General features: G+C 40.5%; 19 protein-coding genes. 12 read left to right on the plus strand and 7 right to left on the minus strand.

The genetic code is table 11. The features are described from left to right. Positions 1-172: 172 nt before the first annotated feature. A complete protein-coding gene (locus EE116_RS12005) occupies positions 173-1,255 on the minus strand; it encodes a Fic family protein (protein ID WP_122874691.1) in 1,083 nt (360 codons plus the stop codon). Between the two features lie 304 nt (positions 1,256-1,559). Between EE116_RS12005 and EE116_RS12010 the strand changes: the two genes are divergently transcribed. Continuing rightward, positions 1,560-1,898 carry a hypothetical protein gene (locus EE116_RS12010; RefSeq protein WP_122874692.1) on the plus strand — a complete coding sequence of 113 codons (339 nt, stop codon included), beginning with the start codon at positions 1,560-1,562 and terminating at the stop codon, positions 1,896-1,898. Positions 1,899-1,941: 43 nt separating this feature from the next. Here the strand turns inward: EE116_RS12010 and EE116_RS12015 are convergent, their stop codons facing one another. Beyond that, a complete protein-coding gene (locus EE116_RS12015; RefSeq protein ID WP_122874693.1) occupies positions 1,942-2,511 on the minus strand; it encodes a hypothetical protein in 570 nt (189 codons plus the stop codon). Between the two features lie 2 nt (positions 2,512-2,513). Further along, entirely contained in the window at positions 2,514-4,538 is a 2,025-nt protein-coding gene (locus EE116_RS12020) for a phospholipase D-like domain-containing protein (protein ID WP_122874694.1), read from the minus strand. Between the two features lie 169 nt (positions 4,539-4,707). Between EE116_RS12020 and EE116_RS12025 the strand changes: the two genes are divergently transcribed. The 11 genes from EE116_RS12025 to EE116_RS12065 all read left to right on the plus strand — a co-directional run bounded on the left by EE116_RS12025 (position 4,708) and on the right by EE116_RS12065 (position 15,741). Then, on the plus strand, positions 4,708-5,892 hold the full coding sequence (locus tag EE116_RS12025; RefSeq protein ID WP_122874695.1) for a type II toxin-antitoxin system HipA family toxin: 1,185 nt from the start codon (positions 4,708-4,710) through the stop codon (positions 5,890-5,892). A gap of 351 nt (positions 5,893-6,243) precedes the next feature. Beyond that, positions 6,244-6,576, plus strand: coding sequence for a plasmid mobilization protein (locus EE116_RS12030; protein ID WP_122874696.1), 333 nt, complete (start codon positions 6,244-6,246; stop codon positions 6,574-6,576). A gap of 134 nt (positions 6,577-6,710) precedes the next feature. After that, positions 6,711-7,463: a relaxase family protein gene (locus EE116_RS12640; RefSeq protein ID WP_206159286.1), complete on the plus strand. Its 753-nt coding sequence runs from the start codon at positions 6,711-6,713 to the stop codon at positions 7,461-7,463. After that, on the plus strand, positions 7,447-7,806 hold the full coding sequence (locus EE116_RS12645; protein ID WP_206159287.1) for a hypothetical protein: 360 nt from the start codon (positions 7,447-7,449) through the stop codon (positions 7,804-7,806). Before EE116_RS12640 ends, EE116_RS12645 begins: the two co-directional genes overlap by 17 nt. Next, positions 7,807-8,379, plus strand: a complete 573-nt coding sequence (locus tag EE116_RS12650; RefSeq protein WP_206159288.1) for a hypothetical protein — start codon at positions 7,807-7,809, stop codon at positions 8,377-8,379. It begins immediately after the preceding gene. A gap of 213 nt (positions 8,380-8,592) precedes the next feature. Next, a complete protein-coding gene (locus tag EE116_RS12040) occupies positions 8,593-9,186 on the plus strand; it encodes a metallophosphoesterase family protein (RefSeq protein ID WP_122874697.1) in 594 nt (197 codons plus the stop codon). Between the two features lie 171 nt (positions 9,187-9,357). Then, entirely contained in the window at positions 9,358-9,636 is a 279-nt protein-coding gene (locus EE116_RS12045) for a hypothetical protein (RefSeq protein WP_122874698.1), read from the plus strand. Continuing rightward, entirely contained in the window at positions 9,614-9,898 is a 285-nt protein-coding gene (locus EE116_RS12050) for a type II toxin-antitoxin system RelE/ParE family toxin (protein ID WP_122874699.1), read from the plus strand. Before EE116_RS12045 ends, EE116_RS12050 begins: the two co-directional genes overlap by 23 nt. A 498-nt stretch (positions 9,899-10,396) precedes the next feature. Continuing rightward, positions 10,397-12,493: a TonB-dependent receptor gene (locus EE116_RS12055; protein WP_122874700.1), complete on the plus strand. Its 2,097-nt coding sequence runs from the start codon at positions 10,397-10,399 to the stop codon at positions 12,491-12,493. Between the two features lie 318 nt (positions 12,494-12,811). Further along, entirely contained in the window at positions 12,812-14,902 is a 2,091-nt protein-coding gene (locus EE116_RS12060; protein ID WP_122874701.1) for a TonB-dependent receptor domain-containing protein, read from the plus strand. A gap of 32 nt (positions 14,903-14,934) precedes the next feature. Continuing rightward, on the plus strand, positions 14,935-15,741 hold the full coding sequence (locus EE116_RS12065; protein WP_241091710.1) for an alpha/beta hydrolase: 807 nt from the start codon (positions 14,935-14,937) through the stop codon (positions 15,739-15,741). A gap of 386 nt (positions 15,742-16,127) precedes the next feature. Here the strand turns inward: EE116_RS12065 and EE116_RS12070 are convergent, their stop codons facing one another. The 4 genes from EE116_RS12070 to EE116_RS12085 are packed head-to-tail and all read right to left on the minus strand — an operon-like array spanning position 16,128 to position 22,506. Beyond that, positions 16,128-16,886, minus strand: a complete 759-nt coding sequence (locus tag EE116_RS12070) for a hypothetical protein (protein WP_122874703.1) — start codon at positions 16,884-16,886, stop codon at positions 16,128-16,130. A 14-nt stretch (positions 16,887-16,900) separates the two neighbouring features. After that, positions 16,901-18,640, minus strand: a complete 1,740-nt coding sequence (locus EE116_RS12075; RefSeq protein ID WP_122874704.1) for an ABC transporter ATP-binding protein — start codon at positions 18,638-18,640, stop codon at positions 16,901-16,903. Further along, the gene (locus tag EE116_RS12080) at positions 18,630-20,378 is read right to left on the minus strand and encodes an ABC transporter ATP-binding protein (protein WP_122874493.1); all 1,749 of its coding nucleotides are present in this window, start codon (positions 20,376-20,378) and stop codon (positions 18,630-18,632) included. Before EE116_RS12080 ends, EE116_RS12075 begins: the two co-directional genes overlap by 11 nt. A gap of 31 nt (positions 20,379-20,409) precedes the next feature. Then, positions 20,410-22,506 (minus strand): TonB-dependent receptor, encoded by a 2,097-nt coding sequence (locus EE116_RS12085; RefSeq protein ID WP_122874494.1) that lies wholly within the window; start codon positions 22,504-22,506, stop codon positions 20,410-20,412. Positions 22,507-22,594 lie beyond the last annotated feature (88 nt).

The raw sequence follows: 22,594 nt of genomic DNA on the forward strand, positions 1-22,594 counted from the left end.
TTAAGATTAATGCGCGCTATGATTTTATAAAGGCAGGGTAAAAATTTATCTTTATTTTTTGGAGTGGTATAATTTATTAAAATGCATTAAAACCTCCTCAAATTTTTAACGCATTGCCGCCGATATGTTAAAAATTTAGTATTTTCTTAACATATTATGGAAGACTTGTGTGCTATAGTACTAGTCCGCGTTGTAATATTTCAAACAACTTTAAATTTACAAAGTAATTTATACGACCGAGCTTTACGCATTTAAATGCTCCTAGTTTTTCGCAAATTTTAAGATATTTAGAAGCTGTTTGTCTAGAGATATTTAGTTTTTTCTCCACCGATTCTATTTTTGTATACGGGTATGAAAAAAGTAACTCCACAAAGTCTTTACTATATACACCTCGCTCTTTTTCCTGCAAGAGCTCGCTAAATTCTCTTATGGCATCGTCTATCTCTTTTATGAGCGTGACGGATGCCTCTGCGGTGTGCTCTATGCCGTTTAGCATATACTCTATCCAAGCACTCCACTCGCCGTTTTTGCTTACATTTTCCAAAAGCTCGTAGTATCTGGATTTGTTTTTTATGATATAGGCACTCAGATATAAAATCGGCAAATCAAGCAGCTTTTTGTGCGTTAGATATAAGACGTTTATGATGCGCCCAGTTCTACCGTTTCCGTCATAAAACGGATGTATGGTTTCAAACTGATAGTGGATAACGGCTAGTCTAATTAGTGGATCAAGTTCGTCCAAGTCATCGTTCATGTACTTTTCTAAATTTGTCATCAATCTATTTATGTCATCTATGTGTTGCGGCGGTATATGCTTTATCTCGCCTGTGGCGGGATTTTTAAGCATAGTTCCGCTTTGGGTGCGAAAGCCTGCATTATTGCGCTGCAATCGTTTTTGAATCTCTAGTATATGACGAGTTAAGAATAGATTATCTTTTTTTATAAGCAAGTAGCCTTTTTTTAAGGCGATTTCGTAGTTCATAACCTCTTTTACGCTTTGTGCGATTTTGGTTTCGTCTATTTGCGCTAAAAATAGCTCATCGTGCGTAGTGATAATGTTTTCGATCGCGCTTGAATCTTTTGCCTCTTGGAGTACTAGAGAATTTATCAAAATATCATGGTTTGGTATGGTTTTTATAAAGCCGTTTAGTTCGCCTAGTTTTCTTGAGGCTCTATTTAGTGCTTTATAAATTTGCTCGGTAGGCTTAAAATTCAGCGGAAGCTCTTGGGGTATAAATTCTCTTTTTTGGGTCATGTTCTTACTCATACTTTTTGTAGTAGTCTATCTAAAATGAATTAAAATTTGGATTTAATTTAGCGTAAGGTATCCTTTGTGCGAAGAATAGTGTAGGGCGGTTTGTTTTGTTGCTTGTTCAATAAATTTAGGCTAAACGCAACTAAAGCAGATTTTCTTTTATCGGTTTTAGCAGAATTTGATAGAATTCTTTCGTATCTTTACCGTTATTATATCTAAGCCCTACTTTGATTTATTCTTGAGTTTTAATGTTATATTTTTTTGAGATATGTTATTATATAAAAATATTGTTGATAAGATTGATATGGAGCTGAATAACTTGTTATATAGACTAATTAAAAATTATTTTATTACTTTTAAAAATCAGCCGCTGGATATACAAATAGCTTTTGTTTTGTTTTTAGCCGGAGCTTTTTGTACTCTTTATTTTATGCTTGCATATTTTTTTACTGACGCGATGGATATGGCTCAAGCTACCGGCGGCGTGATCATATGCTCTTTATCGGCTTATGCGCTATTGCATCTCAGCGAAAGACATATTCCGCTCCACATCAAATTATTTTTTAGTTTTGCATTTGGTTTTATAACCATAGGCGTTGTTATGCCGTTGCTTTGTTTTTTACTGAAAGGTCATAGTTTATAAGGGGTTGCTGGCCGAATTTTAATACATTTATTATTTTTAGTTTTTACGCCAGTTTTTGATATTTGACTTGTTCTTGCAGTAGGTTTTCGTATTCGCAAAGCATGTTATAAAACGTTGCCTTTTTAAGCCCTGATGCGCTTATAAATTCTTTTGACGTTATCTCTTTGTTTTGCCATTTTTCATAAAGCTCAGACCAGTTTTGCGGGAAAGTGAGCTTATTCCGTCCAACGCTATAATTTTTATCTAGTGCCGATAGAGAAATTTTTTCATTTTTTGCTAGTGTATACAAAGTTTGCAACACTGCCATATTTACGGCAGTGTTGGCACCATCTTTATAAGTTGGAGTAAGGTCGTATATAAATAGTAAAATTTTATTGTCTATGAAAAATTTTAGCTCACTAGCAACTAAACTTTGTGATAATGCAAGGCTAAAAATACCCCAAACTACGAGAATATCGCCCCTTTTCAAGCTTTTTTTTAAATGTTGGTATTCGTTAAAAGAGCGCGTACTTTCACTTATGATCGCTATCTCGCCCGTTTCATTTAAATACCGCAAGACGCTTTTAAGCCCTCTTATATCATCATTTTGCTTAGCATAGATGTAAATTTTCATCACTAACTCCAAGTAAAAAAGCCAAAGCCTCCAAATTTTATGCCCAGCCGCTTTTCTAGCTCTGCCCTATCTAGGATGAGTTGATTTTTATCTTTTGTGCTTAGAATTTTAGCTTTCATCTCAGCAGGCAGAGTATTTGCCCAATTTTTACACTTATTTTTACTGTCGCTATCCGTACCTAACTCTATCGTTACCTGTTTTTTATCTATCTTAAACGCACTTTTATTATGTTTGTAAAATTCGGCGATCTCATTAAGCGAATCTTGTGCTATAAAACCAGCATTAACCGAATAATCAGCATTAAAACTAAGCGGCCTCATATAGCTAGGTATAGCATATCCAAAGTCATCTAAAATTTCAAGCAATACTTTTGACGAAATCAACATCACATCAGGGTACCAGGTATCTTCTAAACCACCTTGTATCATCGTGTCTAGTAGTTCTGAAATTTTAGGTAATATTCTGCGCAAATACTCCCTATAAAGTGCGTTATTTAGACGACTAATGATTGCGTTGCCCCTGCCCTTATATGCATTTTGATCGATATCGCTTGGCAACGCCCCTTCAAATCTTAAAAATATCATACGCTTTCTAAGCGTCTCATCGGGCTCAAGTGCATCATTCGAAGCAAAAAGTATCATCGGTTGATCTTGTAATTGATTTGTCTCACATTCTTCCGAGTTTTTAATAGTGCCTTTTGAAAACCCAATATAGGCGTTGTCAATTTCGTCTATAAACACAGGCAAGGAACTATATCCTGCTTGTATGTCTTTTATAAACGTACTTTTGCAGCTTTTAGTGTTTAAATTTACAAGCCTTTTCCCGCTCATCATCTTTAAAATAGCTGTGATAACAAAGGTCTTCCCGCAATTTGCAGTGCTTGAAACAGCTAGTAAAAACATCGGTAGGCTCGTTGTACTTATGTTTTTAAGATGGGCAGTACAACGGATTTTAGCGTGAAAAGGCGATGCAAACAACGCATTTAAAAGCTTAAAATGCGTATGTTTTATCTTTTCTTGATCCCCAACAAAATCATTAAAATTTTCAAGAAGCGCTAAAAGCTCATATATATCTCGCCTAACTTCACCCAAGCTCGGCTCTAAATTTAACTCTTCGCCATCTATAAATGCTCGCAAATTATCGTAATCAAATTTCAAACGTGGGTAGTCTGCCTGCGGATTTAGATTTTTAGCCTTTAAGCTCTCTTTATTTAAATTTAGTTCAAATTTTTTAAGAGTTTTAGGCGAAATTTCAAAAAGCCCGTGCTTACTTTTTAAATTTACATCACCCACCAAGACATCATATTTGCCTTTTATTTTTTCATAATCTATCGCGTATCTAATGCTATCGGGCTCTATATCCTCACGCATATGTTCTAAAACTATGACTTCGTTCTTCTCTTTGATCTCTTTTATGATTGCGTTTGATTCAAATGGATTATCGGTATGCTTTGTAGCAATCACGTCAAGCGGAAGTGATTTGCAACATGAATAAAACGTGTCAAATCTTTTACTATACTCATCAAAGCAAAACGGCGTATCGTCATACGAGTAATTCTCCATTTGATTGCCGTCCCAAGCTCTTGTACTCATGTTTGCAGATGAGCTTATTACGCGCGTAGCGCCATTTTTGGAGTTGCTTAGTATATAAATTTTGCGGTGATCGATACATGCAAGCGGCACGCGAAATTCAAGTCTTTGCTCCCTCATCATCTCTAATAATTTTTCAAATTTACCAACCTCTTTAGCTGCAATCTCTACATCCGCAAGCGCTGCGACAAGAAGCTTTTGCATATTTATATCTTTTAGCGTTAAGAAATTTCCACCAATTATCACCTTTGCATTTGCGAAATTTTCAAGTAGCTTGTCGATAAATTTTAATTCATATGAAAAAGTTATCGCCTTTATCGTATCATAACCGCCAAAAAGCTCTTCGGTGGACAAGTAATTAACGCCTATCAGCTCGTTTTTGAAACAACATAGTTTTTCGCCGCTAGGCTTTCCAAACAAATTTTGATCAAAATGCATAGTTTTTTCCTTTGTCTATAAATATAGATTAATTTTTGGACATTATACAATTTTTTGAGAATCTGTCAATATTAAAGAGCAGAAAAAATAGTGAAATAACTTTAAAAACTAAATATGCTACAATTACCATAATAAATTTAGCAATGTACAACCACCTAAAGGCATTTTTATGAATAATATTTTAAAAATTTATAACAACGACGATTTTGTCGGATTTTTAGAAGTATATGCCGTGGGTAGAAACGAAATGTACTATTTTGAATATAATGGGGAGTGGCTAAAAAACGGCTTTGAAATAGATCCAAATTTGCCATTACAAAGCACCAGGTTTGTATCTAAAAATCTATGGGGCGCATTTTGCGATATAAGCCCAGATAGATGGGGACGATTAATACAAAAAAGAAAAGCAAATAGTGAACTAACAAAAAGCGAGTATATGCTGGGGGTAAGCGATTATTTTCGTATAGGCTCACTTAGAATAGAAAAAGAGAACGAATTTGTATCTGATATAAATGATATACCAAAGCTAACTCACACTAGCGAGCTTTGCATATCATCACAAAGAATTGAACGTGGTGAAAGCCTTGAGAGTGATATTAAAAATCTGCTCGCACCTAGCGGAAGCTTGGGTGGGGCTAGACCAAAGGCAAGCGTATTAAAAGACAATGAGCTTTACATAGTCAAATTTCCGTCCATAAAGGATGAATATAGGCAAATTTCTCGTAGTGAAAAGACTATGTTAGATGTTGCCAGTGTCGCAAAAATAAACGTATGTCAAAGCGAGCTTTTTGAAACAGCAAAAGGCACAGCCTTACTTGTAAAGAGGTTTGATAGAAACGCAGGTAAAAGAATACCCTATAAGTCGGCTATGACCTTGCTTGGGGTTAGAGATGGCGATGAAAGCAACGATAAGAGTTACTGCGATCTAGCTAGCGTGCTTGATAGTAAAAACAAAAAAGAACTTTTTCGACGTATGGTTTTTAACGGCTTATTTGGCAACACGGACGATCACCTAAGAAATCACGGCGTGCTATATGATGAAAAAACAAAAAGTTGGAATTTATCCCCTGCATTTGATATAACGCCAACGCCTATAATTTACTCAAAACAAAACCATGCTTTAAATTTTGTGGATTTTCAAAGCCTGCCCTCAGTCAAGCTTTTTTACGAGATAAAATCAAAATTTGATATAAATGACGGCGAGTTTAAAGAGATTATCGCAGATATGCTAATGGCAAGAGGTAAATTTGAAGAGATAGCAAAACGAAATAAAATAAATAACGATAACTTAAAAATGCTAAGAAATAACTACGATCACGAAGATTTTACAAAAGCTAAAGAATTTCTAGTATAGAGTGGTAAAACATATAAACCGAGGCCAACTATGAAAAATCCACAAGACTACATCGACTCACTAAACGACGAGCTACCGCCTGAAAATATATCCATTATAGTAGGAGTACGCAATACTCCGCCTAAATTTTTAACGTTTTCGTAAAATTTCACGACCTAAAAATTAAAAAAATCAAAAAAAGATTTTTAATAGAGATGTTTTTGATTTTTGGAGACCTAGCGGATCTCCAAAATCTTTTACGGAGGACGGCGATCGCACTCCCCATACCCCTATGACGCTTCATTTTTTATTTTTAATCAATACTACTATTAAAAATAAAAAATGAAGTTAAAAACCCAGCAGAGGTAAGCAATGAAAAAAGAGGGAAAAACGATTACAAAGATTCTCAGGATGACGCCTGGCGAGCATGATAAAATTTTAGCTAAAATTAGCGAATTAGGCGGTATTACCTTTACAAAATATGCAATGAGCTCTATGCTTTCCCGCCCTCTTACAAAGACTCCGATCACAAGAGAATTGGTTCTAGAGCTTTCAAGGCAGGGCAATAATCTAAACCAGATATCTCGCAACTTAAACCAAGGAAAGCCCCTAGATAGAATAGCGCTTGCTATAATCAACGAGTCGCTGGAGCGTTTAAACGCTATTTTTGATCTCTTAAGCAAACAAGACAAAGAGCAGCGATGATAGTTAAATTTCTACCGACAAAAAACGGCGGTGGGCTAGGCAGCGTAAATTATTTACTAAACGAGCGTCAAGAACAAGGCACTGCGCGCGTTCTAAAAGGTAGCTAAGCTCAGGTCAGAGCTCTTATAGCTCAAATGCCCTATAAGCAAAAAACTTGCTTTGGAGTCTTGTCGTTTAGCGAGCAAGCAAATTCTATCAGCGATGAAATAAAGCAAGATATTATAAAAGACCTAGAAAGAGCTTTGCTTGGAGATTATATGAAAGACCGTGTCGCCGTGCTGTGGGTAGAACATAGCGATAAGCACGGACGACTCGAACTTAACTTCTTAATCCCCAAGATCGATTTAATAACCGGCAAGAGCTTTAACCCATACTTTGCCAAGCGCGATCAATTTAATATCGATCTTTGGAAACGAACCATAAACGACGAATACGGCTTTACCAGTCCGAACGACCCGACAAAGCAGCAAAACATCCGTATCGATAAAAAAGACTTAGCTCACTACGACACGATCGCACAGCTAGATAAAACTCTAAAAGAGCTAGTGGCGCAAGGAGCCATCAAAAGTCGTGCCCATATGATAGAACTTTTAGAGGCTAGCGGCTACAAGGTCACTAGGCAAAACCAAAGCGGAATAAGCATAGTATTACCCAATCAAAAAAGACCCAATAGAATGAGAGGAGGAATTTATGACGGACGGTTCACAGACATTGATAAACTTAGCGAACTCGGCGAAAGCGAGTCAAAAAGAATTAGAAAATACATTGATCGAGATACACAAGAAGAGTGTCGATACAATAGAGAGCGAATTAGCGAAAATATACGAAGAAGAGATCAGCGAAATAAAAAACGATACAAAGAAGCAACTCTTGGAGATCGTCTCTGAAATGAAGCAGACCAAAGAAACGATATTAAACGAGATGAAGCCTGCTATAATACAAAGATTATTGAGTGGTATGACGGCAATAATCTTGGTTATCGGGTTAATAGTAGGATATTTAATCAACTTTTTGATCTACGACAAACGCATAACGGACTACCAAACGCAAAACTCGAAGCTACTAGCGAGCAATCAAGAGTTGCAAAAATGGCAGATCCCAGAGAATTTAAAATACAAGGAAACGGACAGCAAAACGAACCGAGAGTCTCGCTACATGATTTTACTCAAATCAACGCACAATTTAACGGACGGGACGAAACTTTATCAAATTTACAACGGGGGATTATAGATGACGAAACTGCAGACTATATTATTAGACGAAGTAGAGAGATTACAAGAAGAAATTCTGAGATTGCAGAACGAGATAAAGAGCAAGCAGAGCGAGAACGACGAGTTAGCGCAGAAATATGAAAAATTGCAGAAAACAAAAGCAGCGCTTTACTACGAGGACTTAGCGAACAAATTCACGCAAGAGTTAGAGAATATCTTATCGGCGCACAAGAGCGAATTAAACCTAAGCGAGAACAAATTAGAAAGCTTAGAGAGCGAACAGACGCAAATAGAAGCTATCAAGAGCAAATTAAATCAGCTCTTAACGAGTGGAGAAAGCGACTACTCGGCGACGGAATACCGGGAATTATTAAGCAAATACGAGAGCTTGCAAACAAACTACGAATTGTTAGAAAACGAATTAACGACCATAAAGACGATATTGAAAGAGAGTTTGGAGGATATGAAAATAGAATTAAACACAATATACGACAAGCTAACGAGCGATATGGCGCAGCATTTAGAGAGTGCTTGGAGAGCGAAACTAAAAGAGCTTCTAGCGCTTGTGGATCTGAAATTGAGCGAGAACTAAAAAAACCCGAACGACAAAAACTAGTAGAGCTTAAAAGGCAAAAAGAGCTTAGCTTGGCAAGGACGCGTTAATCGCTAAAAATACATAAAAGAGCTACCGACGCGTCGGCAAAATTTGATATGGCGTTTTATGGTTTTAGTTGGATATATTTAGGAAAATGGTTATGAATCTATATAATATTAAGATTTTTATAAAAATCGGCAAGGCTTTCAAATGAAAATCCTCCATGCAACAGATTTACATTACAATAAATCGTGGTTCAAATTTATCAAGAATCTTGAATCAAATTTTGACATCGTTTGCATAACAGGAGATTTTATCGACGCCTTTGACCAGACTGGAATAGCTCCTCAGATCGCTTACGTTAGTGAATGGCTTGCAAGTTTTAATAAACCTGTATTTGTTTGTAGCGGCAATCACGACGTAGGGCTGGCCTACGAGCAAGAATGGTTAAACGATATCCCAAATATTTATGCCGATAACGCCGTAAAAGAAATAAACGGAGTAAAATTCGGCTGCGCTCCTTATCTCAAGCCCGATTACGCGAAATTTGCCCAGTGCGACGTTTTACTTTCGCATGTTCCGCCTGCTTACACGAAAGCTTCCGTTGGATACAGCGGCGATGATTACGGTAGCGAAAAGCTTTATAACGCTATCGGCAAACAAGTCATAACTCCAAAAACCCTTCTTTGCGGGCATATTCATAATCCTATAAAAAATATATGTAGGCTAAAGCATACTACGATTTATAATCCTGGTTGTGATAAGAATTTGAAAGAGCCGAAGATTAGAGTCGTGGAGGCGTGAAGTATACTTTCGCGTCTTGCTCAAAAACTTGGCCAAGCATCATAAGAACGGATTGCCTAAAGCCTTGATATACCGCAAATAGTTATACAGCAATCCGTGAGCTAGCTTGAGATTTTAACGCCTAATTAAAATAAATATGCTACAATGAGTAAAACTCGGCAAGGAGTAAAAATGATAGGAACTACAATCATTACTGAAGAAACGCCTCAAATAGCTCAAATCTTACAAAACGCGATACGAGAGATAAGAAAGCTAAGTCCGCAAGTTAGGGTCGAGTATGTAGACTACGATAAAGAATATATTAGCAAGGCCGATGCCGATACGCTAAGAGAGCTTGTAGCCAAAGACGACCGAGGCGAGATAGAATATTTAAGCGAGAGCGAATTTAAACAAAGAACAAAAGAACTCTTTATAAAACTAGGCGCTAATGAAAATCAAATACGCGCCTAAATTTAGTAAAGATGTCGATAACATCATTAATTTTATAGCTCTTGATAGCGTAGAGAGGGCTTTAGGATTTTATAACGACCTGATGGCGGAAATACAAAAGGTTGGCTATATGCCGTACAGTTTTCGCAAGAATTTAATACTACACGACGAGAGCGTCCGAGATTTAATCTTTAAAGGCTACGTAATACCGTTTAGAATCGACGAGAAAAATCAAACTATAAAAATTCTATCTATATTTAAAAGAAATATGCCGAATTTTTAGTTTCTTTAGATCAAGGCGAGACCAACCTAGTATACAAGTTTTGCTTTTACTATTTTTAAAAATTTGTTTTATAAAAGCAGAATATATTAAAACCTTAAATAAAAGAATAGCAGGGCTAAACCCTAAAATACGGGTTTTCTACGATTTTATATCGCATTTTCCTTTCATGAAATATAGCTTAAAGTTTGTAGCAAATTTAAAATTTATGTAGCAAAAATTTAAGCCGTTTGTAATTTTAACATGTTTTTATATAAAATCTCAAAAAATTATTGTTCTCCCGCAAATATCACGAGCATTAAAAAATAAAAATAGTTTCGTTAGGTTTTAAGATCACAAATTTAAAATGCATTACTTTTCAGATTTTAAAAATTAACCTCTGCTCAAGCGATAAAAACACGCTATACGCAATGGCTAGTATATGATAAAATGATTTATAAATAATTATTTAAGCATTATTGATATATACTCTTGTTTTTATTTTAAAATCAAGGGAAAATAATGAGACTTAGTATTTTTGCTTCAGTCGCTATTTTAGCTACTTTTGCCGTCGCAGACACAAAGACGGATGGCTACTCGGTGATGCTTCCAAGCGTCGAAGTCGAAGGCATTTCCGAGCAAGATAATCTAAAAGGCTACGTCGCATACGATAGCGCGGAAGTAAACAGAAACGGACTTAGCAACAAGCAAACGCCTCAAACCATCGAAACCATCGATATCCAAAAAAATCGCAACTACGGCACGAACGATCTTTCAAGCATCCTAGAAGGAAACGCGGGCATAGACGCAGGCTACGATATGCGCGGCGAGAGTATAAAAATAAGAGGCTTTAGCGTAGACGGCGGGGATATATATAGAGACGGCGTGAGAGACTCGGGCCAGATCAGGCGTAGCACCGCAAACGTCGAGCGAGTCGAGATTTTAAAAGGACCAGCTTCTATCCTATACGGCAGGAGCGACGGCGGCGCGGTCGTAAATTTAGTAAGCAAAAAGGCAAATTTTACCCCTGTTTATAAGGTCTCGGGTAGATACGGCAGCTGGAGTAGATGGGGGCTTGGCGCAGACGTAAACCACGCAGTAAATAATCAACTAGCCGTACGCCTAACTACCGACGGCGAGCGCGGTAAATCGTGGCGAGAAGGCATAAAATATAAAAATTTTATGATAAGCCCTAGCGTCATCGTAACAAACCAAGGCGGCGACGTAAGCTTTGAGGCGCAGTATACGTACGACAACGCCTGGCGAGTACCCGATAGAACTCCGACCAAGGCCGTCTACGATAAACTAGGTATCGACTACAAAAAGGGTTTTTCTCACGAGGGCGACTTCGTGGAGGATAGACTGCACTTTTTGCGCACGGAGTTAAATGCCGAGCTAGCTAAAGAGCTAAATTTAAAATGGGTTTTCGGATACAGAAAGGCTAGCCAAAATTTCGATCACTTTTTTGCGGGCAGTATCGTTAGCGGCAACAGACTAAGGCAAAACTACGCAAAGCAAGAGACGGATAACGAAACTATCTCAAACGCCTTTACGCTCACCAAGGAGCTAAATTTCGAGAGATTTAAGCACAATATCGCAGTCGGCTACGATAACAGCATCGAAACTCGCCATCCAAGGCTCTGGTATAGCAGAACTCATACGCAAGATATCGACCCGTACGCATCTAGGGGCAGTTGGGCGTCAAATAGAAACGTCCCGTTTACGACCGATAACAAACACCGCGCGATCAATCACGGCGTGTTTTTCGAGGATCTAATCAGCCTTGACGACACGTATAGATTAATGCTCGGCGGTAGGTTTGATTTTTACAAATTTAAAACCAGAAACATAAGAGGCCAAACAAACAGCTACACGGGCGACTCGTTTAGCCCTAGAATCGGCTTTTTATGGGACTTTGCGACCGATCACACCGCTTACGTCTCGTATTCGCAGAGCTTTGCGCCCTACGGCGGTAGAGGCAACATCGGCATCAGCACCGAAGATACGTCAAAGCTTGATCTAAAACCGCAAAACAACGTCCAATACGAAATCGGACTAAAAAGCACTTGGGCGGATAATAAATTTAGCTCAAACATCGCCGTGTTTCAGATCGAACATAAAAATATCCGCTATCAACCGGACCCTACAAACGATCCATATACTTGGGCAGTTCGCGGTAAGGAGCGTAGCCGCGGTATCGAGCTAAACGTGCTAGGGCAAATTTACGAGAATTTATACCTGCGCAGCTCGCTTGGCTACACGAACGCTAAGGTTACTAAAGACAACTCAAACCCGCTAAACGAAGGGCTTAACCTAAATGAAACCACGCGCTGGCAGGGCAATGTCTTTTTACGCTACGTAAACGCCGACAAATGGTACGCAGAAAGCGGCGTTACCGGCTACTCCAAGCGCTACTCCTACTCTACTAGCGGCGGTAGAATACAAGAACAACACTTGCCGGGTTTTGCCAGAGTGGACGTGAGTGCGGGATATAGCTTCACCGAGCATGCGCAAATGACGCTAGCAATAAACAATCTCTTTGATAAAAAGTACTGGCGCTCAAGCTCGAGGCTAGGCGACGAGAGGTCGTTTATGGTGAATTTCCACTACAATTTTTAATTAAAACGTAAAAAACGATAGGTTATCCTATCGTTTTTATCTGTTATAAAACCGCTTCATCCATCGCGCTCCAAAAGCCAAAAACTTAGTGTCAATGACTTGGCTTTGACTGCGGGATAGATAAAATTTCAAATTTAACACCCTTTTATAAGCTTTAAAAATTGCCTCAAACCCATCTTATTAAATTAGCCATTTAGTCTTTGGCGGCAAATTCTATCTGTATACGATAATTAATATTAAATTTATTCCATATTAGTTATTATTCGCGAAGAAAGATTGATAACTTAAATTAATATTAAGTATTCCAAAGGATTTTATATGATTGTTTCAAAGAATAAAGCTTTTGCGCCTATCGTTTCGCTAGTGTGCGCAATAAATTTACAAGCCGTAGATAATATAAATTTAGAAGAGGTCGTAGTCACTGCCAGCGGTTTTTTACAAAGTATTAAAAACGCACCCGCTAGCATATCAATCGTTAAAAATGACGACCTGGCAAAAGATAGCTTCACCTCGCTTCACTCTATCGCCTCAAAAGCCCCGGGAGTTAGCGTTATAGGCGGCGAGGACGGACCCGCCAGCGGTATTTCGATCCGAGGCATGGAAGGTTCGCAAACGCTAGTTCTCATAGACGGCAAGAGAGTAAATTCAAGCGCGGCCAATCCAAAAGGCGGTGCTGGCGATATGAACTCAAATTTTATCCCGCCGGTTGAGGCGATAGAACGCATCGAAATCATCAGAGGACCGATGAGCTCGCTTTACGGTAGCGATGCGGTGGGCGGAGTCATAAATATCATCACGAAGAAAAACTTCGATAAATTTAGCGGCTCCGTGAGTATATCCGGTACCGCGCAGGCTCATAGCGGCATCGGCTCGCAGCGCCAAGCGGACTTTTATCTTAACTTCCCGCTTCTTAACAAATACCTCGGCCTTCAGCTTTGGGGCTACAAAAAATTACGCGACGAGGATAGCTATCCGGGCGGCTATCAAGAAAGCGATAAGAAAAACTTTAGCGCCAAACTATGGATCACGCCGGATGAATACAATAAATTTTATCTCCTAGCCTCCCAAGAACGCCACGAATACTCTAGGACCGTCGGCAAGACGGCAACCGTAAGGACAAACAGGCTGCTAAATAGCTACGACTACAAAAAAGATAGCTACGGAGTAGGATACCTGGGAAATTTTGAAAATTTAAATGCCGACGTGAGCTACATTTACGATCAGACGAAGCGAACGAGCCTCTTTGATAGCCTAACGCCGGCTGATGTCAAGAACCACAACTTTAACTCCAAATTTAGCACCTTCCTAGATTCGCATACGCTAACTTTCGGCTATGATTTCAGTAAGCAGACGGTTAAAACCACATTTATCGTATCAAATTCAAGTAGAAGCGTGCTGCGAAACCCGAAAGCCTACTCTATGAAAGAGCATGCGGCATTTTTAGAAGACGAGTGGGAGATTTTAGACGACAAGCTTTATTTGACGCTGGGCGGCCGCTTCACTCATAACGAATTTTTCGACGATCATCTCTCGCCGCGTGCGTATCTAGTTTATAATCTAACCGACAACTGGACGCTAAAAGGCGGCGTAGCGACAGGATATAAAACGCCGAACGTCAATCATATCTCGCCGGAAGTCGGCACCATACAAGGCGGCTGGAGGATCGTAGACTTTGGTAACGCAGACCTAAAACCCGAAAAGAGCCTAACTTATGAAATCGGCGCTTACTACGATAGCGGCGACGATTTTAGAGGTTCGGTTACTCTATTTAGAAACGAGTTTAAAGATAAAATCCTAGATACCGACGGTAGTAGCATAAACCGTATTCCGGCATTTGGCTCGTGCGCTACGGCTCCGCACGTAAACTGCCCGGGCTGGGGAACTTACTTTAACATCGACGGTGCAGACGTCTGGGGCATCGAGCTTAGCGCAGACTACGACATACTAAAAAATCTAAATTTGCGTGGCAACTACACATACAACAACTCCAAAATCAAAACCGGCGACCCGACGATCAATACCCCAAACGGTCCGGTCAAATTTAGCCAGACCAATCTTGGCCGACTAGACGGCAAATCTCTGACTGCAACGCCCGAGCACGCGGCAAATTTGACGCTAACGTATAAGCCTATCGCAAGCGTGAGCACCTTTGCCGGGGCAAACTACGAGAGTGAGCTAACTAGCGTCAAATTCGGTCCCGGCAATAAAGTAAGCGAAAACGACAAAAAGCTTTTTACCGTCGATTTGGGTGCCAGCTGGGAGGTAAATAAAAATTTAAGCTTAAATTTGACCGCCTACAATATCTTTGATAATATCCGCTACGACGAGGGAATGGCTGATGACGGCAACTACTACTGGTATCCTGAAGAGGGCAGGAGATTTTGGTTTAAGGTAAGCGCGAAGTGGTAAGGGTTATTAAATTATTTTTGGGAGCTTTGATTATGATTGGTGTAGCCAGCGCAAAGCCTACTCAGTACATAGAGCCGATAGATGAAAGCGTTTATCGGCTTTTTGATGTCAAATACTCCATACTAGAAAGTGCAGACGGAGAAATATATAAAATTTTTCAAGCCGTGCCGAAAAACCGCAACGTTTATCCAAAAGCGATTTTTATGCTCGATGCAAATGCGCAATTTTCCGTGTTGCTTAATTTATTTAAAGATTTTACTTCAAACGACAATGTACCGCTTATCATAGGCGTCGGATACGATACGCCGCTAGCTTACGATACCGCAAGGCGAACAAAGGACTTAACGCCGTTAGCCCAAGGCGGTGAATACGAGCAAGGCGGCAATGCGGACAAATTTTATAAATTTATAAAAGAGCGGTTAATGCCGTTTGCAGACAAAGAATACGATATAAAAAATAGCGAGAAAATATTTTACGGCCACTCCTTTGGCGGACTATTTTTAGTTTATTCGCTTCTACAAAACGACGGTATATTTGATGAGTTTTTTATAGCCTCTCCGTCTCTTTGGTGGGGAGATTCTAAAATTCTAAAAGACGCCTTAGATGGCGACGGCAAACTAAAACTTAAATTAAAGGCGAGTTTTATAAGACTTAGCGTAGGAGAATTAGAAAAAAGAGCGGGCAAAACGGACAAAGAAAATATACTAAAGGCGGCCGATTTAGCTGAAATTCTAAAAAAGTCGGGCGTCAAATACGAATTTAAAATCTACGAAGGGCAAGGACACGGCGACGTAATACCGCTAGTGCTAAAAGATATCGTAAATCATGTAAGCGAATAATTTAAACCCACAGATAGATATTGGTTAAAAGATTTTAGAGGTAATTCTTTTTTTAATATCTAAATTTATGCCAAATACCGAACAAAAGATAAAAGTAAATTTTTCTACAAACTCTAATTTGCTTTAATCTAATAAAAATAACCTCTACATAGGACGATATGTTAATATTTATTTAGTAAACTCAAACGAGTTTGCCGTAAGGTCTTATCTGGCGGCCTATATTTTTCTTTGACCGAGCAAAAAGAAAAATATAAAAACTTAGACGAAGCCTTATCAATCAAAATGGTAAAACGTCTAAGTTTTTTAAAAAGCTTATCATACGTTATAGATAAAATGGCGGTAAAGTACCGCTTCGCAAATGCTTCTATTTCATTCGACAATTATTATTAAATCTTTTCTTTAATAATCTCCAAAAACCCCAAAATCGCCTTTTGCCCGCCGCACGTATCGTCAGAGCCGATTAGCTCACAGCGCGGTAGCATTTTTGAAATTTGCAAGGCCGCTTCAAACGACGCTTCTTTGTCTTCCTTTGACTGCCAAACGATAGTATTTTGCTCGATTTTATCGATCTCAAATCCCAGCGGACGCGCCTGCATCCACGAGTCAAACCCGATGCCCTCCATCTGCGGCTCCACAAGGCGTAGCATCGTAGGACTCGCGTTTGCATACATATTTTTAGTAGCCATCACGGCTTCGTCGATACTAGCGTTTCGTAAAAATCCGTAAATTTGCTCCAACTGAGCACCATTAGCAAAAAGCGGCAAAAGCTCTTTTAAAGCGATAAAAGGGCTTAATAAAAACAAATTTTTTGCCGCCCTTTCGCAAGCAGCTGCCGTAGCAAGCGCATAAATAGCGCCCGTAGATTCGCCAAGAACGCTAAATTTAGCTACTCCTATGCCGCTTAAAAATTCCTTCATTCTAAGCCCGAATTTTAATAACGTATCGTCGTTTTTAAAAAGCGAACTTTTAAAATGTCCGCCGCGATATACTAAAATGAGCCTTATTTGATTTTCCTCGCAAAATTTAGCTACGGCCTTTGGCATCTGCGCGAGCATACCGTGGTGATAAACCAAAACCTGGCTAAAATTTTTGCCCGAGTCCTCATAGCTTAAAATTTCGCCGTTTGCGAATTTGTATTCTTTCATCGTTTCTCCTAAATTTATGGATTTATACGCCAAGATTTGACGTTTTGGCTAGCTTGCCACATTTGACGGTATTTTCCGTCTGCGGCGATCAGCTGCTCGTGGGTTCCGCGCTGGATTATTTCCGCGCCGTCAAAAACTAAAATTTGATCCGCGCTAGCGATAGTAGAGAGTCTATGTGCCGCGACTATAACGGTTTTATTTTTTACGAGCTTAGAGATAGCTTTTTGCACCGCAGCCTCGCTGGACGTATCCAGAGCCGCCGTAGGCTCGTCTAGGATTATGATCGGCGCGTCTTTTAGTATCGCTCTAGCGATCGATATACGCTGAGCTTCGCCGCCGCTAAGCCGTCCGCTTTTTAAGACAGTATCGTAGCCGTGCGGTAAACGCTCTATGAACTCCTCGCAGTTAGCCGCTTTTGCCGCCGCGCGCACCTCATCGAGGCTCGCGTTTGCGCTCATTTTTATATTGTTTATCACGCTATCTTCAAAGATATAAACGTCTTGAAATACGACGCTTATGAGTTTTAATAGCTCTTTTTGACTCATATTTTTTATATTTACGTCGCCTATTTTTATATCGCCCGCATTTGCATCGGCGTAGCGCATGATGAGCCTAGTTATAGTCGTCTTGCCGCTACCGCTAGCTCCGACTAAAGCCGTAAGACTGCCGGAGGGCAAATGAAAATTTATATTTTTTAGCGCGGGTTTGTCTGTATTCTCGTAAGCAAAATTTACGTTTTCAAATTTTACGTCAAAGGCGCCAGGTTTACTCAAAGGCTCGTCAAATTTAAGCTCCTCTAACCGCAAAATTTCTTTTACTTTCGCAAAGCTGTTATCTATCAGGTCAAAAACCCACGCAGCCGAAAGAAAAACGCTAAAAGGCTCGGCTAGGCGCGAGAGGATAACTAACGAAGCGGCAAGAACGGCGAGCGAAATTTCTTCTAGCAAATACAAATAAACGCCTAAAAACAGACTCAAACAAATCAAAATCGCCGTAAGCGAGCCTAGAACAAGCCCGGGAATATCGGCAGAGCATTTGAGCTGTAAATTTCTAACTTCGTCGGTAGCGTTTTTTAAATTTAACGCGTTATCTCCAGTTTGATTAATAGCGCGCAAAACTCCTAAGCCTTGGGCGTATTCTAGTATTTGGGACTCTAAGCGAGCGTTAGCCGCGGCTAGCTCTTTGCTCTGTATGGCCGAGATTTTTCTTTTTAGTTTGTAAAGAAACGCCGCGCAAATAGCGCCCAAAAACATAAGCAAAGCAAGCTGCGGAGAAAAAAACAAGCTCGCGCAAAGTGCAATCGCTCCGATGATAATAGGCTCTAAAAATATAAGCGGCAAGACGTTTATGAGCTTTACCGCATCGTCCACTCCGCTTGAAAATACGGCATTTAGCTCGCCGGTTTTATACCTGTATACGCTTTGAAGCGGTACCGCCGTGAGCTTGCGGGCTAAATTTGAGCGCAAATCGTAAAGCGCGTCGATAAAAGGCTCGCTCCTATCGTAATGCGTGCTCATAAATTTTAATACGCAAAAAACTACGCCAAACGCACCCAAAACCGCCAAGCAAACGAGCGAATTTTCGGCGTCGTCTTCAAGCAAATTTAAAAATAAAAAATAAAACCAGACGTAGAAAAATCCCTGTAAAAATAGCGCCATAGCGCCGCTAATAAAGCTTTTTAGATACTCTTTTTTGCTATTTGCGGCGATTTGCAAAAACGTTTTAAAAAGCTCAAAGATACTTTTAGGCTTCATTATTTCCTCCGTATCGCCAAATTTGCGCGCTTTCGTCGTCGTCCCATAACTTTTTATACGCTCCGCCTTTTATAAGTTCGTCGTGCGTACCGCTTTGGACTATTTCGCCGCCGTCAAAAACTAAAATTTGATCGGCATTTTTTATGGTAGACAAGCGGTGGGCGACGACTATGAGGGTTTTGTTTTTTATCAAATTCGAAACGGCTTTTATGATCTGCTCCTCGCTCTGAGGATCGATAAACGCCGTCGCTTCGTCGAGGATTATTATGGGCGCGTCTTTTAAAATAGCTCGCGCTATCGTGATGCGCTGTTTTTGCCCACCGCTTAATTTCGCTCCTTTTTCGCCGGCCGGCGTATCGTATCCTTGCGGCAAACTTTGTATAAATTCGTGAATATTAGCCGCTTTTGCCGCTGCGATAACTTCGTCTTTGAGCGCGCCGGGCTTTGCTTTTGCGATATTTTCGTAGATGCTTTCGTTAAACAAAAACGTATCTTGAAAAACGAAAGATACCAAATTTGCCAAATTTGACGGCGCGATCTCTTTTATATTTACCCCACCGATCAAAATTTCCCCCTCGCTAACGTCGTAAAAACGAGCCGACAGCATAGCGACCGTGCTTTTGCCCGCTCCGCTTGCGCCTACTAATGCCGTCACGCTGCCTGCATTTGCTTTAAAATTTACATTTTTTAGAGTAAATTCATCTTTACCTTTATACTTAAAATTTACGTTTCTAAACTCGATATCGTTTGAAACGGGAACTCCGGGCGAAGCGCAAACCGGAAGTGCGGCAATACTCATGATCTCTAAAATTTCGCTTGCAGCGAGCTTGGAAATCTGAGCGAATTTACTAACCAGCATCAAAGGCAGTAAAGAATCTACTACGGCGCAACCAAGCATCAGCACGCCCGCTAAACGGCCGATATCAAGCGAGCCGTCTAAAACCAAATACGACCCTACGGCGCTTAAAGCAAATAGCGTAGGTACGGGCGATAAAAGCGTAATTCCTATACGCGTCGGCGCCGAAGAGTCCCTTATCCACGAGCGTAAATTTGCGTCAAATTCTTTTAGCGCGTTATCAAATCTGCCAAAACTCCCGCTACCTCCGTCAAAAGTACGTAGTATCGGCATCGCTTGGATAAATTCTATAATGCTTGAACTCACAGCGCTTTGGGCGTTTTCGTATTTTTTTAAATTTTCTGCTCCGCCTCTTAAAGCTAGCCTCATCGCGGCGATACCTAAAATCGGCATAATCAAAACTACGGGCAAAAGTCTGGGCTCAAGGATCAAAACGCAAACCGTGCAAGCAAGCGCAGAAGCGGCGCTCCTGCCGATCATCGGCGTCATATCGGCCGTAAAAGCGTGCAAATTTTTTACGTCGTCAAACATTATCTTTTTTATCTTGCCCGCACCCAAATTTAGCGCTTCACCGTAAGGCACGGCGGCTAAATGGCGAGACAAATTTAGGTGTAAGATTCGCTCCAAATCAAACGCGGCTTTATGCGAGATACCAAAAGCGGCCTTGCGCGCGAAAAATTCGCACAAAATAAGCGCGAGCGCCGCGCCTAAAAGCGTAAAATTTATCTTGCTATTTTGTAAATTTGAAAGCGAAAAAGCAAATGCCGTCAAAGCCGAAGCGTAAAACAAAGCCGAAGCCGCTCCCAAAAAAGTCGCAGCCTTGACGCTTTTTGCTACGGGAGCGATAACTTCTTTAAGCAGATTGGGTTTATCGTTTCTCATTAGATTTTCTTTAAATTTATCTCAAATTCGGTTAAAAACTATACCTTACGCCAAGCCCGAATCTCCTCGGATCGTTTAGCTGCACCAGCCCGTAACCGTTGCCGCCCATATACGCCGTCACGTAGGTTTTATCCGTGACGTTGGTAGCAAAGGCATAAATATCGAAGTCTTTAAAACGATACCCGAGCCTAAGATCAAGCGTGACCCACGAGCCTTGTTTTAGTAAATTTTGCGCGTCAAAATACGTAGCGCCGGCAGCTAACAGATCCGCGCGGGCGTAAACTCCGCTGGGATGAACGTATGAAACGCCCAAATTTGCGTTAAACGCTGGGGTATTTTCTATCTTTTTGCCTACGGCGTTAGGATACTGCGAATTTTGCTTGTATTTGGTTTTATTTATGCCAAGAGCGCCGCTTATCTCAAGCTCGCTACTAGCCTGATAGGTCGCTTCAAGCTCGATGCCGTCAGATTTTGCCTTACCGCCGTTTGCCGTGACGTATTGCGTGGAGTTTATTATCTTATACATATGGATGTCTTTTATGTCCATATGAAAAAGCGTAGCGGCAAATTTTAGCCTATCCTCAAATGCGTTTCCGCGAAGTCCAAGCTCATAGTTATCGCTCGTTTGAGGGCCGAATTTGTTTTCGTCTCTCCCTCCAAAGCCGGCGAAGTAGTTATATCCGCCCGCCAAATATCCTTGCGAGTAGTTTGCAAAAACGCTCAAATCGTCGTTTAAGCGGTAAATAAGCCCTATTTTAGGTAAAAATTTAGTCCAGCTCGCGCTATCTCTAAACTCGTAATCAACCAGCCCAAACATCGGTAGCTGATGCGAATAAGTAGTCTTTTCGTCGATTTTTTTATCGATTTTTTGATATCTACCGCCAAGGCTAAGCGTAAGGTCTTGAATAAATTCGTAATTAACCTGCCCAAACGCCGCTGCCGTAGTGGCTTTCATGTTTGAGGGCGTATCTTTTTTTAGCTTTATCATCGGCGTTAAATACTGCTCCCCGCCAAGGTGCGAGTATCTGGTCTTTTCGCGTTCGAAATATACTCCGCCGATCCATTTAAATTTGCCCGCGTCCGAGTTTGAAATTTTAAATTCCTGAGTTAGCGTGTCTATTTTTAGATTTTGAAACTGCACGGCCTCGATATATTGGGATAAATTTGCAAAATCAGAGTCCCAAAGGCTATCGCTGGTTGATTTTTTATGCGTAGTAATAGAGCTAAATTTCGCCGCGTTAAATTCGTAGTCAAACGCTAAAGCCTGCGAAAAGGACTTTTGTTTATTCGTCGTCGGTAGGTCGGAGTTTGCGTGTTTTGCTTTTTGTCTGCTCATACCGTAAAATATTTCCGAATCGCTAGCTCCGGCGCCCGAGCCTCCCCTAAAAAAGTCGCTACCATCTTTATCGTGCGCTAGCGTTAGCCTTGCCGTTAGCCTATCGGTAGGCTTTGCGGTTAGAGCTGCGCTAAATCTATGCCCTACGCTTTTAGAGGCCTTATCGTCGCCGTTAAATTCGTTTTTGATCCAGCCGTCGTCGCTTTTTGCCGCACCGCTCAGGCTTAAAAATAGCTTATCGTCTATGAGCGCGCCGTTTGCGTCGAAATTTGACGAGATGTAGTTATAGCTGCCGTATTCTGCGCCTATACCGCCGCTCCATTTATTTTGCGGCTGCTTTGAGATCACGTTTATGACGCCGCCGATGCTATCTTTGCCGTATAGCGCCGCCTGTGGTCCGCGCAAAATTTCTATCCGCTCGACGTTGGTTAAAAACGCGTCGTATCTGCCGTAGGTGCTACTAGTCGGTATCCCGTCGATATAGACGGTAACGGGGTTTGAGTTGGTAAATTCCGACTGATTTACGCCGCGAAAATTTACGCGAGTTTTATTTACGTAAAGCGATTCGTGCATATTAGGGATCTGCCTGATGGCGTCTTTTACGGACTTGATATGTTTTTGTTCGATCTCGTTTTCATCCATGACGCTGATGCTTTGAGCCACGTCTTTGATGTTTTCTTCCATTTTATTTGCCGAAACCGTTACTTCTTTTAAGCTAACGTTAGAAGCCGCATTTAGCGCGCAAGCTGCCGTAACCGACAACAATACCGTAAATCTAGGGATACTTTTCATTTTTATTCCTCTTTGTAAAAAGTTTATTTTAAAGAGCCATTTTATATAATTCGATAATAATTATCAAGCATTTTTTATCCCAATCGGG

It is taken from the genome of Campylobacter showae, assembly GCF_900573985.1.
GTDB lineage: Bacteria > Campylobacterota > Campylobacteria > Campylobacterales > Campylobacteraceae > Campylobacter_A > Campylobacter_A showae_E.